This window comes from Lactobacillus sp. WILCCON 0058 (genome assembly GCF_057198005.1).
This window is the reverse complement of record NZ_JBUBHM010000001.1, coordinates 111,338-126,741: the sequence shown is the minus strand read 5'-3', so window position 1 is coordinate 126,741 and position 15,404 is coordinate 111,338. Positions and strand designations below refer to the sequence as shown.

At 48.1% G+C, this 15,404-nt stretch carries 13 protein-coding genes; 7 read left to right on the top strand and 6 right to left on the bottom strand.

Annotated features, from left to right (window positions below; translation table 11 throughout):
- The first annotated feature begins 97 nt into the window (after positions 1 to 97).
- Positions 98 to 1,018 carry a LysR family transcriptional regulator gene (locus tag ACYVUU_RS00615; protein WP_484499639.1) on the top strand — a complete coding sequence of 307 codons (921 nt, stop codon included), beginning with the start codon at positions 98 to 100 and terminating at the stop codon, positions 1,016 to 1,018.
- A 143-nt stretch (positions 1,019 to 1,161) separates the two neighbouring features.
- Here the strand turns inward: ACYVUU_RS00615 and ACYVUU_RS00610 are convergent, their stop codons facing one another.
- Together ACYVUU_RS00610 and ACYVUU_RS00605 are read right to left on the bottom strand one after the other, a co-directional pair.
- A complete protein-coding gene (locus tag ACYVUU_RS00610; RefSeq protein WP_439774688.1) occupies positions 1,162 to 2,946 on the bottom strand; it encodes an FAD-dependent oxidoreductase in 1,785 nt (594 codons plus the stop codon).
- A 118-nt stretch (positions 2,947 to 3,064) separates the two neighbouring features.
- Positions 3,065 to 4,246: an MFS transporter gene (locus ACYVUU_RS00605; RefSeq protein ID WP_439774687.1), complete on the bottom strand. Its 1,182-nt coding sequence runs from the start codon at positions 4,244 to 4,246 to the stop codon at positions 3,065 to 3,067.
- A gap of 217 nt (positions 4,247 to 4,463) precedes the next feature.
- Here ACYVUU_RS00605 and ACYVUU_RS00600 point away from each other — a divergent pair, with 217 nt between their 5' ends.
- From ACYVUU_RS00600 to ACYVUU_RS00580, 5 genes are all read left to right on the top strand, one after another.
- On the top strand, positions 4,464 to 5,210 hold the full coding sequence (locus tag ACYVUU_RS00600) for a YczE/YyaS/YitT family protein (protein WP_484499638.1): 747 nt from the start codon (positions 4,464 to 4,466) through the stop codon (positions 5,208 to 5,210).
- Between the two features lie 117 nt (positions 5,211 to 5,327).
- Positions 5,328 to 6,554 carry an MFS transporter gene (locus ACYVUU_RS00595; protein WP_484499636.1) on the top strand — a complete coding sequence of 409 codons (1,227 nt, stop codon included), beginning with the start codon at positions 5,328 to 5,330 and terminating at the stop codon, positions 6,552 to 6,554.
- Between the two features lie 722 nt (positions 6,555 to 7,276).
- The gene (locus tag ACYVUU_RS00590; RefSeq protein ID WP_484499635.1) at positions 7,277 to 8,200 is read left to right on the top strand and encodes an L-lactate dehydrogenase; all 924 of its coding nucleotides are present in this window, start codon (positions 7,277 to 7,279) and stop codon (positions 8,198 to 8,200) included.
- Positions 8,201 to 8,441: 241 nt separating this feature from the next.
- The gene (locus ACYVUU_RS00585; protein ID WP_484499634.1) at positions 8,442 to 9,326 is read left to right on the top strand and encodes a hypothetical protein; all 885 of its coding nucleotides are present in this window, start codon (positions 8,442 to 8,444) and stop codon (positions 9,324 to 9,326) included.
- A gap of 12 nt (positions 9,327 to 9,338) precedes the next feature.
- The gene (locus ACYVUU_RS00580; RefSeq protein WP_484499633.1) at positions 9,339 to 9,677 is read left to right on the top strand and encodes a hypothetical protein; all 339 of its coding nucleotides are present in this window, start codon (positions 9,339 to 9,341) and stop codon (positions 9,675 to 9,677) included.
- A 202-nt stretch (positions 9,678 to 9,879) separates the two neighbouring features.
- On the opposite strand, the gene ACYVUU_RS00575 is transcribed toward ACYVUU_RS00580, so the two are convergent.
- Together ACYVUU_RS00575 and ACYVUU_RS00570 are read right to left on the bottom strand one after the other, a co-directional pair.
- Positions 9,880 to 11,247, bottom strand: a complete 1,368-nt coding sequence (locus tag ACYVUU_RS00575) for an IS4 family transposase (RefSeq protein WP_484499632.1) — start codon at positions 11,245 to 11,247, stop codon at positions 9,880 to 9,882.
- A gap of 187 nt (positions 11,248 to 11,434) precedes the next feature.
- Positions 11,435 to 12,352 carry a LysR family transcriptional regulator gene (locus ACYVUU_RS00570; protein ID WP_484499631.1) on the bottom strand — a complete coding sequence of 306 codons (918 nt, stop codon included), beginning with the start codon at positions 12,350 to 12,352 and terminating at the stop codon, positions 11,435 to 11,437.
- Between the two features lie 101 nt (positions 12,353 to 12,453).
- Here ACYVUU_RS00570 and vprA point away from each other — a divergent pair, with 101 nt between their 5' ends.
- A complete protein-coding gene (gene vprA / locus ACYVUU_RS00565; RefSeq protein ID WP_439775095.1) occupies positions 12,454 to 13,896 on the top strand; it encodes a vinyl phenol reductase in 1,443 nt (480 codons plus the stop codon).
- Positions 13,897 to 14,031: 135 nt separating this feature from the next.
- Here vprA and ACYVUU_RS00560 read toward each other — a convergent pair whose 3' ends face one another.
- Together ACYVUU_RS00560 and ACYVUU_RS00555 are read right to left on the bottom strand one after the other, a co-directional pair.
- Positions 14,032 to 14,970 carry an ROK family glucokinase gene (locus ACYVUU_RS00560; RefSeq protein WP_484499629.1) on the bottom strand — a complete coding sequence of 313 codons (939 nt, stop codon included), beginning with the start codon at positions 14,968 to 14,970 and terminating at the stop codon, positions 14,032 to 14,034.
- A gap of 171 nt (positions 14,971 to 15,141) precedes the next feature.
- Positions 15,142 to 15,399 (bottom strand): hypothetical protein, encoded by a 258-nt coding sequence (locus ACYVUU_RS00555; RefSeq protein ID WP_484499628.1) that lies wholly within the window; start codon positions 15,397 to 15,399, stop codon positions 15,142 to 15,144.
- Between the last annotated feature and the right edge of the window lie 5 nt (positions 15,400 to 15,404).

Here is a 15,404-nt window from a genome sequence, read left to right as displayed (position 1 = left end):
AGGCAAAGCAAAATTATTGATAAAAGCATTTTATCAGTTCTTGTTTAACGGTATAATATAGGCATGGAAAAACTGTTGTGATGATTTGGAGGCAAATATGAACATTCGACATCTGCGTTTCTTCGTCGAGCTGGCCAAGACGGAGCACATGGCCAAGGCCGCTGAAAAGCTGGGCATCTCCCAGCCTTCCCTCTCCTACGCCATCAGCAGCATTGAGGAAGAACTCGGCGTACCCCTTTTTGAAAAAGAAGGCCGGAACATCCGCTTAACCAACTATGGCAAGATCTACCTGGAATACGTCAAGAGCGGTTTAAGCGACCTGGACCGGGGCGGCGAATACATTGCCGAATTGCTGGACGTCAACCGGGGTCATATCCGGGTCGGCTTCACCTTTACCATGGGCCAGGACTTGATTCCCCAGCTGATCTACAAGTTTAAGCAGGAAAAAGACACCAAGGACATTTCCTTCTCCTTCGTGCAGGGGACAACTGACGATTTGGTTGAACAGCTGGTCAATGATGACCTGGACCTGGTCGTCTCATCCGCTCCTGACCTGCCTGGCCTGGAGGACAAGGTCGACATCTCCCACCTGGTTGACCAGGAAATGCTGGCTGTCGTCCCCTTCTCCAATCCTCTAGCCAAAAAGGACTCTGTCTCCCTGGCTGATTTGGCCAAGTTCCCGATGATCTACTACAGCAAGCAAAGCGGCCTGCGCCAGCGCCTGGACAAGATGTTCGCTGAAGCCGGCGTGAAGCCGAAGATCGTCATGGAATCCATGGAAGACCACACTATCATCGGCTTCGTTCACTGGGGCTACGGGGTAGCTATCGTGCCGCATTTGCCCCAGCTGGACCCGCAGACGGTCAAGCTTTTGCATATTGAAAACAATGTCGGCGTTCACCCGATCTTTGTCGTGAAAAAGTCCGACCACTTCTTGACCCCGGCCGTAACCAGATTCGAACAATTTATCAAGTCTTACTGCCGGAAGCATTACAATAACGAACATAAACTCGTTTAACAAGAAAAAGCCCAAGCATCAGCTTGGGCTTTTTTAGCAAGTTTTTGTAAGGAAGATGGTTCCCGCGGCAAAAAAGGACAAAGTGTATATTTTCACATAGCCCCTTTTTGCCTTAGGAGGAAATTTGTGAATAGTTAGCAATGCTAGTGGCTGGCGCCGGAAGTTGCTTCTGGCTTAGGAGCCGGAGCGTGGCTGGCGCTGGTCACGGCGTCAAGCACGTAGTTGTTGGCATTGTCAGCTGCGGCCGTACCAGCAACGAAACCGGAAGCGTAGGACCAGGAGTTCATCATTGACGGCATTGAGTCCTTGCCGTTAGCCCCGCCAACCAGTTCACCAGCAGCGTAGAAGTTGGCAACTGGCTTAAAGTCATTGTCCAAAAGCTGCATGTCCTTAGTGGCTTCGTAGCCGCCCATGGTGGTGCAGAAACGGAGCTTTTGTTCAATGACGTAGTAAGTGTCGCCTTCAAGTTCGTGCAGGAACTTGGCATCGCGGCCGAATTCCGGATCGCGGCCAGCCTTGGCGTATTCCTGGTAGTGGTCGAAGGTTTCCTTCAAGTTGCCGTAGTCGATGCCAGCCTTTTGCGCTACAGTGGCCAGGTCACCCTTGACCAGAACTGGGCTCTTTTTGCCATCATTGGCAAAGAAGCCTTGGACTTCTTCAGCAGTGAAGCCGTACTTAAGCATCAGTTCGTAGTAGCGGTCCCAAATCCGCTGGTCCATCAAGACAAAGCAAGTCTTGTCCTTTTCATTGGCGATCGCGTCACGGAAGTGGGTGTAAGGCAGGCTTTCGTTGACTACCCGCTTGCCGGCCCGGTTGACAAAAATTGCCCCCATGTCGCTGGCTTCCTTGGTTGAGTAAGTAGTCAATTTGGCAATGCCAGGTTCAACTTCCAAGCCGTGCGGGTAGACCTTGTACCAGTCCAGGTTCCGGGTAACCAGGTTCATGCCCTTGGCAAAGCCGAAGTAGTCACCGGTTGAGGTCATTGGCCCGTAGTAAGGAATATCAGTCTTGTGTTCCTTGAAGTCCTTGGCGCCCCAGCCACCGGCTGCTAAAACCAGAGACTTGAAGTTGACCGTGGTAGTTTGGTGCTTGCCTTCAGCAACCAGGCTGGTCAAGACGCCGGCAGGGTTCTTCTTCAATTCTTCAACCCGGGCGTCGGTCAACAGGATCCCGCCCTTGGCCTTGAAGGCGTCAGCCACCTTGGTTACGACTTCGTAAGAACTTTGGCTTGGCATTTCCACTTGCCGGTTGACGCTGTGTTCAATGGTCTGGGTTTCCGCCTTTTGGTAGGTCAAGCCAGCAAAGTCAGTGATAAAGTCGATGGCCTTGCCGATGTTGTCGGCCAGCAGATGGGACATTTCCGGGTAGTTGGTCCCCCGGCATTCTCTGGTAATATCGTCAAAAAGGCGCTGGGCTGAGTCTTCTTCAGCTAAAGAGCCAAAGATTTTCTTGGCCAGTTTTGACCCGGTAGCGGTCACGTTGGACCCGTTTAAGATTGAAGCCCCGCCGACATAGCCGTTCTTTTCCAAAACGACGACCTTCTTGCCCATGGACAAGGCCCGGCAGGCAGCGATGAGGCCGGCCATACCGGAGCCGACAACGGCCACGTCAACGTCCAAAGTAACAGCCTTGTGGCTTCTGTCAACTGGGCGGGGAGCTGGCTCAAGACCTGCTTCGTCCAGCGCCTTTTGGCCGGATTCCAGGATGGCCTTGGTCATGATGGTGGCCCCGGAAACAGCGTCAACGTTGAAGCTGTTGGCAGCCAGAACGTTGTCGCGGAGCTGGCCGAAGGCCTGGTTGAAGACAGCCTTGGTTTCTGAACTCTTGGTTACCTTGATATCGGCGATTTCCCGGTTTTCGATTTCGATGTCAAAGTCGATTTCCCCGTTACGGCCTTGTGCTTGCGCTTTAAGTGTTTCTTTGCTCATGAGATCTTCTCCTGCTAATCATTTTTCTACAATCGCTTTCATTATAAAAAGACCGGAAACTTAAAAAAATAAGTCCCGGTCTTTTTATTAATAGATCGTCTTTATTGAAAGTAGTATATTAATTAGTCTTGCCCTGCTTTTTCTGCCCAACCCGCTTAACCACGAAGGCCAAAGCCGTGCCAAGCAACATGTTGGCCACGTTCAAAAGCAGGATCAAACGCGGGGCAGCCGCGCCGGTCCGGGCCGTAATGGAAGCCGCCAGCTGGATGATGGCGAAATTGGCGAAGGCAGAGAAGAAACCGCCCCAAGACTGGACAGTCGCCTTCATGTCCGGGTACATCTGACCCAGGACGCTTTGGCCCAGCTGATAAAGGCCGCTGGCCGCGAAGAAGCCTACCGCCAGACTGGTCAGGTAGAGAATCTGCGGGGCCTTGATGAAGTAGGCCAAAAGCAGGCCAGCCGCGCTGAGCAGGGGGTACCAGATCAAAATGTCGATTTCCTTGACCCCTTTTTTAATGATAAAGGAGTTGAAGAGGACGGCAATTGAGGCCCCGACCGCGTAGACTGACTGCAAAGAGCTGGGGTTGGCGATCCCGTAGGACTTGGCCAGTTCCTGGTAGGTGTTGATCCAGAGCAGGAAGGCAGCCGTGGAGGTGAAGCCCATCAGAACCAGGCTCCAGACGCCCAGGTTGAAATCGTGCTTGGCTTTTTCCTGCTTTTTTGGACCGCTGACCTGGTCTGGATATGGTGAAAAGGCCAGAATCAAGGCCATGACGATGTACAAGATACCAGCCAGCATGAAGACGGTCCGGTAGCCAGAACCCAGGGCCGTCCCCAGCAAAATGGCTAAAGGCAGGCAGAATTGGCCGATATTGATGGCAAACTTGGACATCAGGCCCGCTACTGAGGCGCTTTCTGGGAAAATTTCCATCAAGGCCGGGAAGTTGGACGCGTTCAAGAAGGAATTGGCGATCCCGCCCAGGATCCCGATAATGTAGGCAACAGCAAAATTCGGAGCGTAAAGCAGGCCGATGTAGTAGACCGCCCAGAGCAAGTGGCCGATAACGGCTGAAGCCCGGCGGCCAAAGTGGTCTGAAATAGGGCCAGTGATCAAGATGGAGACGATCCCCCCGATCCCAACAGCGCTGACCACGCTTAGGACTCCGGAAATTGAAGAGTGCCAGAGGGAGGCAAACTGGGGCTTGAACTGGGCCAGAAGGGACATCCCAATCCCCATCATAAAGTATGAAAAGTAAACAGTAGAGGCCGTGGCGGCATACCGGTGCTTCTTAGCTGACATAGCTTTCACTCCTTTTGTTGTTTTTCTCACTTTTCAGTATACCGTAAACCGCTTACATTTAATAATAAGCAATTTTATTTTATTGATAGATTCGTCCTATTGAAAATGTTTCTAAGCTTGCACTCACTTTTATAGATAAATTCTATTGGATATATGGTAATCAATAGACTAAAATTGTTAATACTAAATCAGTTGACTTTTTTCATTGAGGCATATTTTGGATATCAGCAAATCTCACTTTTCTCTCCATACTCTTTTGTCTTCCTTTAAGCCAAAAACAGGTGAAGGCTTTGACCCTCTGCCCCGCCGCCTGGCAGCTTTGGCGATCGGCCTGGTCTTGAACGCTTTTGGCAACGGGATCACCATTTCCAGCAATATCGGCACGGCTCCCTGGGGGGCGTCAGAGGTCAACCTGGCCCATATTTTCCACACCAGCATTGCCCTGGCCATGTTTTTGACCGGCTGCCTGGTAGCTCTGGTCAACCAGCTGCTCTTGCGGCGCTTCGACCTGCCCCGCTTTTTGGGTGAGGTCGTCTTTATCGCCTGCTTCAGCTACTTCATCAATTTGTTCACCAGCCTCTTTTCCGCCCTTGGCCTGCCGGGACTTCCTTTGCCTTGGCGGCTGGCGGCCGGGCTTTTTGGCATCATGACTTTAGGCTGCTCCATTTCCTTTTATCAAAGGGCAAACTTGATCATGCACCCCAATGACGACACAACCAACATTCTCCGCTTTCTCTACTGCAGAAACAAGGTCGTCCGGGCCCAGCTGATCAACTTCAGCGTACCGCTTTTGCTCACTGGCATCTGCTGGCTGATTACTGGCAAAATCTATGCTGTCAATATTGGCACCATCCTTTGCCTCCTGGTCAACGGGCCGATGATTGCTTTAGCTGACCGGCATCTTTGGCCCAGCCTCCACCACAATATCGCCCTGCCAAAGGCCATCAGCGACCGGACCGAGTGATTAAATAACGATTGTTTTTCAATAGTCCTTGACAATCTTAAGAAAAACGCAAATAATTGGTAACGATACAAAATAAGTAATGTCCGTGAGCATTAATTTTGGAGGTACAAGTTAATAATGGATAATACCAGCTCAATGTCCACTAACCAAAAGTGGGTTTTGGCCTCCATGTCTTCCGGCTTCCTGCTGGAAAACATGGACGTCATGTTCCTGTCATTCTCCCTGTCGGAAATCATCGCGCAGATGCACATCAGCTCCGCGGCCGGCGGCTGGATCGGAACCTTTACCAACCTCGGAATGTTCTTCGGTGGCGCGCTCTTTGGGCTGCTAGGAGATCGTATCGGCCGGGTCAAGACTTTCAGCTATACGATCTTTCTTTTTGCCATCGCGACTGGCTTAACCTACTTTGCCCACAACATCACCGCCCTCTATGCCCTCCGCTTCTTGGCCGGGATCGGGGCCGGGGGTGAATACGGGGTCGGGATTGCCTTGATCGCGGAAAACTTCCAGGCTAACCAAATCGGCCGGGCCAGCTCAGTGGCGGCCATCGGAGGCCAAATCGGGTCTATCGTGGCTGCTCTTCTGGCTGCCTGGATCATTCCGGCATATGGCTGGAATACTCTCTTCCTCTTTGGGGTAGTGCCGGTTGTCTTGACCTACTTTGTCCGCCGCCACGTCAAGGAAAGCGATGAATTTTTGGCCGCTCACAAAAAGGCGGAAGAAACGAGTGAAAAGATCTCCTTCGGCCGCTTGTTTGAAACGCCCCGCCTGGCTTTGCAGACCTTGGGCCTGATGGTTATGACGATCGTACAGATCGCCGGCTACTTTGGCTTGATGAACTGGCTGCCATCAATCGTGCAACAAAAGCAGGGCTTGTCAGTTTCTGGCTCTTCTTACTGGATGATCGCTACTATCATCGGCATGAGCATTGGGATGATGGTCTTCGGCACCATCATGGACAAGATCGGTCCCCGATGGGCTTTTGGCATCTTCCTTTTGGGCAGCGCGGTCGTGGTCTTTGCCATCGTCAATGTAACCAGCTACTGGGCCATGCTTTTGGCCGGAGCCTTGACCGGCTTCTTCTCCAACGGGATGTTCGGCGGCTACGGGGCGGTAATCAGCCAACTCTACCCGACTGAAATCCGGTCCACTGCCAACAACTTGATCATGAACACCGGCCGGGCCATTGGGGGCTTCTCTTCCGTCATCATCGGCGCCCTGATGGACCACTACAACCTGTACGTGGTTATGGGCTTCTTGTCCGCCCTCTACATCATCAGTTTCTTGGTCATGATCACCCTGCCAGGCCTCAAAGAAATCCAGGCCAAGAAGCGGGCTGCTTAAGGCAGGAAATACAAAAACTAGTAAGCAAACTAGAAAACAAACAAGAATTAGAATATCTACCATGTCACGGCTCCCATCTTGCTGGAGCCGTTTTCCTTTTGGTACCTACCTTTTAGAAAAGTTGACCAGATCACAAGCTTAATTATCTGCAGTTTTTCTTCTCTCCCAACCGCTTACAAAAAGCCCGCTTTTTTAATAATCAAAAAAGTAGGCATTTTTTTTGATTATTGAGATAAACCGTAGTACTATATTCTTCGAAAGTTATGCGGCTAGTTATTTTTCTCATTTTTTCTCCTTCAGTCGTTATAATTTTCGGTACTACTGACGGGTGGCGATCCGAGCATGCCACCGGTTGGTAAAACCTCTTAACAGGTTCTGGAGCGGCTGTTGCCATGCTTTTGCTTTTCTATTATGTTACTTGTTTTTTACAGGCAAGAGCCGGCTCTGAACTCAGATATGTATTTCAACATTTTTCGGTTCCTGTCTCTTACAGACAGACAAACTTATTTTTTCCTTACTCATCACATGCGGCGCCTCTACTCCTATCACTAACAGGCGCCGCCAAGCAAACTACTTTGTCGTAGCAAGCTTAAGTTTTATCACATCACATCACATTTCTAAGAAACGCAGTCCTCTGGGCCGCGTTTTTTATTTCCCGGGAAATATTTGACCCGAATTCAGTTATAATAAGGTTAACGAATTTCCTTGAGGGAGGAACAAATATGAATAGAAAAGTCCTGCTGGTTGGCGATGGTGCTGTCGGCTCCAACTTTGCCAACGATTTATTGCAAACGACGCGGGTGGACGAACTGGTCATCTGCGACTTGAATAAGGACCGGGCCGCGGGCGACTGCCTGGACCTGGAAGACTTGACCTACTTCACGGGCCAAACCAAGCTCAGAGCTGGCGACTACAGCGACGCGGCTGACGCTGACGTGGTAGTTATCACGGCTGGCGTGCCCCGCAAGCCAGGTGAAAGCCGCCTTGACTTGATCAAGAAGAATGAAGCCATCTTGAGGAGCATCGTTGATCCAGTCGTGGCTTCTGGCTTCAGCGGCATCTTCGTCGTTTCCGCCAACCCGGTCGACATCTTGACTACTTTGACCCAGAAATTGTCCGGCTTCCCGAAGAAGCGGGTCATCGGGACCGGGACTTCCCTGGACTCAGCCCGTTTGCGGGTGGAGCTGGCCAAGCGGCTGCAAGTGCCAATTGAATCAGTCAACGCCTGGGTTCTGGGCGAACATGGCGACAGCAGCTTTGAGAACTTCTCAAGCGCCGTGGTCAACGGCAAACCCTTGCTTGAATATCCGGGCATGACGGAAGAAGCCTTGGATGAGATTGAAGCCCACGTCCGGGAAAAGGGCGGCGAGATCATCGGCAAAAAAGGCGCGACCTACTATGGCGTAGCTATGATGCTGGCCAAGATCGTAGCTGCCATTTTGGAAAACAACGACCTGGCCCTGCCTCTTTCTGCTCCATTACATGGGGAATACGGGATCAAGGATGAGATCTACCTGGGCACCCTGGCCATCATCAACGGGCAAGGGATTAGCCACGTGCTGGAATTGCCGTTAAATGACAGCGAATTGGCCAAGATGCAGGCTTCAGCCGCGACAATGAAGGCTACCCTGGACTCTTTAGAATAAACAAAATAAGCGTGAAGCAAGTTTTAACTTGTTTCATGCTTTTTATTTTGTATGCTATTTTTTCTTTTCCATCTCTCTTTCAAATGAGTATAAGCTCCTGGGCGTGTACTAATTGGGCCAACAATTTTAAGTTCACTGTTGACATTATAAAGAGACAGACCAATAATAGAGGCAAATCAGAAAGGATAAACACCTTTTTATACATTTTCTGTTGCTTCAGATATTATTTGGAGGGAATATCATGAGATTACAGCATAAGAAGTTTATACTACTTTTTTGTGTTACTTTGCTTTGCTGTATAAATATGACTAAAACAACTCTTGCAGAAACAAGTGATACTTCTAGTCAACAAAATAGCGAATTTGTACAAGCATACAATGAGGGACGCCAGAAAGGAATATTAACTGATAATAATATGCCTAAAAGCGATTTTATACAGCTTTGTAAAAAATCTGTCTTTCCTGCATATTTAACTTATGTTCAAGATAACCCGACTATATCTTTCTCGCAGTATATTGCAGAAGACAATTATGAAGTTCCAGAACTGAGCCCAAAAGATAATCCTACCACGGTTAGTGCACATAACGACAGTCATTCCTCTGCATTTTCAAGCTTATTTACCAATCTCATAGCTGCTCACAGCGGTTATAACATGAAGGCCGGAGATATTCTAATATGCTATGGAACTAACTCAATGGGCAAATATGTGGGGCATGCTGCAATTGCAACGTCATCAAAGTATGTTCTTGAGATGCCTGGTTACCTACACCGTGCTGAGCACCACACAAAAGAATATTTCTTTAAGCACCATTCAGGCGGATCCAATTATGTTCTTGTATACAGAATTAAAGCCCATCCAAAATATGCAGATGCTGCTTCCACATATGCTTATAACCATATGTACAAAAAAGACAACCCTTTATATGCGATAACTTCTAACTTAATCCATAAATCACCAAGTTACTGTTCAAAGTATGTCTTATTGTCATATTATTGGGGAGCGACAAAGTCTTCTGTACGTACCTCCTATAATGATAGTACGATTGTCCGCCCACACGATCTTGCTACACACTGGTTTAAAGGCACGTTTAAGCCAACTTGCATACATAAAGTAACAAAGTATTAACGAGGTGCTCATATGAAAAGATCAACCCAAAAAGCACTCAACTTGCTACTTTTGTTATGTGGCCTTGCTTGCTCACTTTTCTTATTGATCGAGGCGGTACCAAGTTTTCCAAACCTTACAGAACCTGGCGATACATTTATCAAGTTTTTGGTTATCGTAGAGGCAATTTTACTGATAGTTCTGCCAATTTTGTCCTACTTCCCCAACCTAAGAACGGCCGATATCGTTTTAGCGATCATTTTGGTCGCCCTACTGTTGCTTAAGTGGCAGCACCTATTTTCGATAATTTTTATTATCTATTCCTTGCTGATTATTGGATTTAATATCTACCTTAAACAGAAAAAAGCATAAACTACAAACGAAACAGGAGAGAACCATAGCTCTGGTTCAATGTCATTAAGTTAAGGGATTGACATTGACCATAGATCGGTTCTAAATAAAAACTTGTTCAATATCACGCCGTTTTGGTGTGATCCTTGAACAAGTTTTTTTGTTTCTACGCATGACAAAATAGTCCTTAGTAGGACTTGAAAGCTATGCAAACCTTACAAAATTAGAGCCGGTAATTGAAAACTACTGCACTTCTTGGATGTATATTTCGATTGTAACTTCGGTTTGGCCTAATCATCCCGATATACATCGAAATCATATACAGTAACTCCTCATAATTCTTCTTTAGCCATCCAGCACCTAGTAAATAATGTGCTAAAAAGAACGCCATGGATAGGTTTATCTGGTATGGGCTGTCAGATTTTGACTTAGGATGCGGAGCATAAGCCTGGTTCACCATGGTCATTATCACATTGTAGGCAATCAGATGGGCATACAGCTCCATCTTTACAAACTCGTCTTTCTTGGAATGGAACTGGATTCCGCAGTCATCGTACTTAAGTGTCTTGAAAGACTTCTCAATTCCCCAGCGTAAATTGTATAGTTCTTTCATTCTGTCGAGCGGAAACTTATCTGCGTCAAGATTAGTTACCAGGACTTCCCACTGCTCCTTATTCGGAGCATCATCAGGGTTGATTCTGAACTTGCATACACGGAATCTCACATGACAAAACTGTTTAAAGTCCCAGCTGTTGTCCTTACTATTCTTGGATTTGAACTTCTTGTACTGATGATTTACATGGTTTACCAGATGTATATTGAGATGATCTTTGTTTTGGGTATAGAAATGGTTAGATGTAGTTACCCAGCAGTCAAGGATACCGTCATATTCTTCATCGGGCAGCTGGCTGATTTCCTTGATCGCAGTGAAACCCGTTTTTGACCTTATCACGTAGTAGCAGTCTTTGTTTACGTTGCAGTGCTGAATCATATTGAAGGATAGATATCCGCGATCCATCAAGACGATATATTTTCCGCAATCAAGCCTAGAAAGCATCTCAACGGCTGCCTTTCGTTCATCCATCCTGTTCTTAGGTTGAATCACACAATCTTGATAGATCTTATTTTCAAGATCGTACAGGGCATTAAGATGAACCTGGCAGTAAGGTTTGCGATTGGCGCCTTCAAAACGGACGATATTTTCAGATTTAGGATTCCATACTTGATTAAAGTCTGAGCCGTCAATGGCAAACAGTCTATATTCATCATTGTATAGTTTTAGACTCGTAAGATTCATATTAAGCTGGTCAAAAATGTATCTGAATATGTCAGGTTTAAGCTTAGCTTTGGCTTGTACAAAAGCGGAAGCTGTAATACTACAGCCAGAAAGCGATATGTTCTTGAACAGCTCCTTCTGAATGCTCTCGGACTGCATATTGATGATCAACATAATCAGCTTAGAAACGTCAATCACACGGTGTCTGCTAAAAGCAGTTGGTTTGGTGGTAAATTCCGAAATTTTGGATACCGCTTCATTGATAATAGAATCAAGTAGAGCTAAAATATTTACAGGTAGAGATTGAGATTTCATAGTTTACACAGCTTTCAATATATTTCTACTGTTTACGAAAAACGTGGGAGTGCTAATGACACTTCCACGTTTATTTTTATTCCGAATCCTACAAAAGTCAAAAGAACCGTACTACCCAAATTTTGGATAATACGGTTCTTTCTTGTTGTCAATCCCTTAACTTAATGACATTGGCTCTGGTTCTCTCCTATTTTTTCTCCCGGTCAGCGACGATGCTGGCAGTAAACTTTTTCAAAGCCGGAGACTGGTCATCAGCTCTGAAGACTAATTGCATAGTATAGTTCTGGCTGATCCGGGCCGAGTGAAATCTCTTGAAGACAAGGCTGTCATCCGGCTGGCTGAACTTGTCCAGCAGGTCCTTAGGCAGATAGGCCAGGCCCTGGTCCAAGGAGCAAGCCAAAAGCAGGTTTTCCAAAGACGCGACCCGCTTAATCTGGTATTGGCCGACATCGCTGCCCAACGTCGCCAAAAAAGTATCCTGCATGTACTGGGAATTTTCACTGCTGTAGTAAAGCAGGTCCTTGCCCACGAGATCTTTTTCCTCAAGATAAGGCTTTTTAGCCAAAGGGTTCTGCCGGCTGAGCGCCAGCATCATCTCCCCTTGATAGACATCGATAAAGTCGTAAAGGCGGCGGTTGAGCTTGGTGTAGCGGCCATAGTTGTTGATGAAGCCGCAGTCCAGCTTTTTCAAAGCCAGGTCAGACAAGATATGCTCCACCGATTCCTCGACGATATTGAACTTGATCTCATCCTTGCCTTTTTTCTGGTAATTCAAGACCTGCTCACGCAGCAAGACCCCGTCAAAAGCTGAGAAAAAGCCAATATTCAAGTGGCTGACCTCTTCCTGGCCGATCTTCTGGGCCAGAGTCACCATATCTGAAAACCTGGTCAAATAGTCTTCCACTTCTTTAGCAAAATATTCACCGGCTGGGGTGAGCTTGATCCGGTTGCTGCCCCGGGAAAAAAGCTGCATCCCCAGTTCCTCCTCCAGCCGCTTGATCAAGCGGGAAACCGCCCGCTGACTGACGTAATTCTCCTCTGCCACGCGGTCGAAGCTGCCTGCCTGGGCGACTTTTACAAACATCTGCAATTGGTTCAAATCCATTTACCCGTACCTCAATGTTCACCTGGTGACCTATTTACACCTACAATTCTACTACAAAGCCAGTCTATAATGTAAGCGAAAACATGAAGGAGGAAATACAGATGACTTTGAAGAAGCAATACGATTTGGTAATTGTCGGCGGCGGGGCTTCCGGTTTCGCAGCAGGTTATGAAGCAGCCCACAACGGCCTGGACACGGTGATCCTGGAAAAGGGCCACTCAATCGGTGGCAGCGGCAACCACGTTGAAGGTATTTTCGCGGTCAACTCATTCATGCAAAAGAAGCATGACGACTACAAGCTGACTGAAGAAGACGCCTTGAACGAAGAATTGAGCTATTCCCACTACAAGGCTGACACCAACACCTGGAAGCAATACATCGCCGGTTCAGCCGACATCATCCAATGGTTGGACGACTTGGGCGTTAAGTGGTTGGACGTTGAACCACTGGGCAGCGGTGAAAGAACTTGGCACTTGTTTGACGGCCGCTGTGAAGCTGTCATTCACCAAGTTATGGCACCTAAGTTCCAAGAACTTGGCGGGGAAATCGCTACTCAACACGAAGTCGAAGAACTTTTGACCGAAGGCGGCAAGGTTGTCGGCGTCCGCGTCAAGAACCTGGCTGACCAAACCGTTAGCGACATCAAGGCCAAGAACGTCATCCTGGCAACTGGCGGCTACTTGAACAACAAGGACTTGATCGCCAAGTACACCAACTACAACGCTGACCAATTGATCCCATGCAACTCCGGCAAGAACACTGGTGACGGCCTGGAACTGGCTTGGAACGTTGGCGCTCAACGTTACGCTATGGGCATGGCCATGCTGTTTGGTGGCTACATCAAGGACCCAGACAAGCCAAGCTACATCTACCGTTACGACGAAATGAACGGTGCAGCCAACCAGCAATCACTGCTTTGGGTCAACGAAAAGGGTCAACGTTTCGTTAACGAAGAAGTTGTTGACAACTTCTCAGAAGCCGGCAACGCCCTCTTCACCCAAAACAAGTTCTACACTATCGTTGACCAAAAGACGATTGACCACCTGCAAAACGAAGGTCTCTACAAGGCAATGGGGACTTACGACTACCACGACACCAAGCTTCCACACCTGCAAGCAGAACTTGATGAAGCTTTGGGCCGGAACGCTAAGTTCTTGACCAAGGCTGACAGCATTGAAGAACTGGCTGAAAAGCTGAACCTGCCAGAACTTAAGGCAACTGTTGACCGTTACAACGAACTGGCAGCCAAGGGCGAAGACGTTGACTTCGGCAAGAGCAAGGACTTCATGATTCCAGTTGCTGAAGGTCCATTCTACGCTATTGAACAAGGTATCGGTGCCTTCTGTACGATGGGTGGCTTGAAGGTCAACTTGGAAAACCAAGTTCTTGACCAACAAGGTGCAGCTATCGAAGGCTTGTACGCTATCGGTAACGACGCTGCCGGCATGCTGATCGGTGACACTTACGGCCCGAACATGCCAGGTACTGAAGGTGGCTACTGCTTCTACTCAGGCAAGCACGTTGCTGACCTCCTGTCCAAGTAAAGCAAATCTGTTTCTGGTTTCAATACTAAGCAATATACCCTTGATAAAACTTAAGCAAGCAAAAAACGAGACAAGCCGAAAGGCCTGCCTCGTTTTTCGCGTGTTATGGAATTTTAAGATTTTTTCTTCTTTATCTTACAGAACCATCTTAACGGCACCGTACATGCCGGCATCGTTGCCCAGTTGGGCCAGGGCAATTTCCGTGCCTTCAGAAGCGTGGAAGGCTGCTTCAACGAAGTACTTTTGCACCGTGTCGATCAAGATTTGACCTGCCTTGGAGACCCCGCCGCCGATAACGTAGACTTCTGGATCAAAGACGCAGGAGATGGAAGCCAAAGCCGCGCCCAGGGTCTGGCCGACAAAGTCAACGATTTCCAAAGCCAGCTTGTCGCCTTCCTTAGCCGCGTCAAAGACGGCCTTGGCGTCAAGTTCTTCAACTTCGCGCAGGCTGGATTCTTCATTGCTTTCCATCAAAAGTTCCTTGGCCTTGCGGGCAATACCAGTCGCGGAAACGTATTGTTCCAGGTGGCCCTTCTTGCCGCAGCCACAAAGCTGGGTTTCATCCTTGTTGACCAAAAGGTGGCCGATTTCCCCGGCAGCACCGAAGGCACCAGCAACGATCTTGCCTTCAGAGATGATCCCGCCGCCGACGCCGGTACCCAGGGTAACCATGACAACGTTTTGGTGGCTTTCACCGCCGCCTTGCCACATTTCACCCAAAGCGGCAGCGTTGGCGTCGTTGGCTACCTTGACTTCGTCCAGGCCAGTCAGCTTGCGGACCTTTTCAGCCACGTTGAAGACGCCCCAACCCAGGTTGACGCAGCGGTTGACGATTTCATCATCCAGGATTGGACCTGGCACGTCAATGCCGATCCCGGCTACTTCTTCCTTAGGAATGTCCAGTTCCTTCAGCTTGTCGTTCAGAGAAGCCGCGATGTCAGGCAGGATCTTGGCCCCGTTGCCTTCTTTTCTGGTTGGGATTTCCCACTTTTGTGACAATTCACCGTTGGTTTCAAACAAACCAATCTTTACAGTGGTACCACCGATGTCAACACCAAATGCATATTTCTTCAAAGTAGTTGCCTCATTTCTTCAATGTTCTCTTTTTGCTAGTCCTATTATAAAGAAGAATTCAGCTTTGCGAAAGCGCTTCGGCTGACTTTTTGAAAAAATTATCAGACATGTGACACTTTTTCCAAGTATCAAAAAGATGCCCCGTGTAAGGAGGCATCTAATCTTGTTTGTTTAGTTATGGAAACTGATATATAAGAGCACGCCGGCAATGGCTAAAGCGGCCACTCCCAAGACCACGTTTACAATTGTGTGGACTCTCTTTGGTACGGATTCGCTCATTTGGAACTCATAGGCCCCATAGAAGGCTAGGAAAGGAAGAATCCCCCAAAAAGTGCTCTGTCTGTGGACTAATTTGTCGATCAGCAAACAGGCAGCCACGATCAACAGCATGTTCACCGAAATTGCTAAGATACTTTTTCTCGCTCTCATTCTAA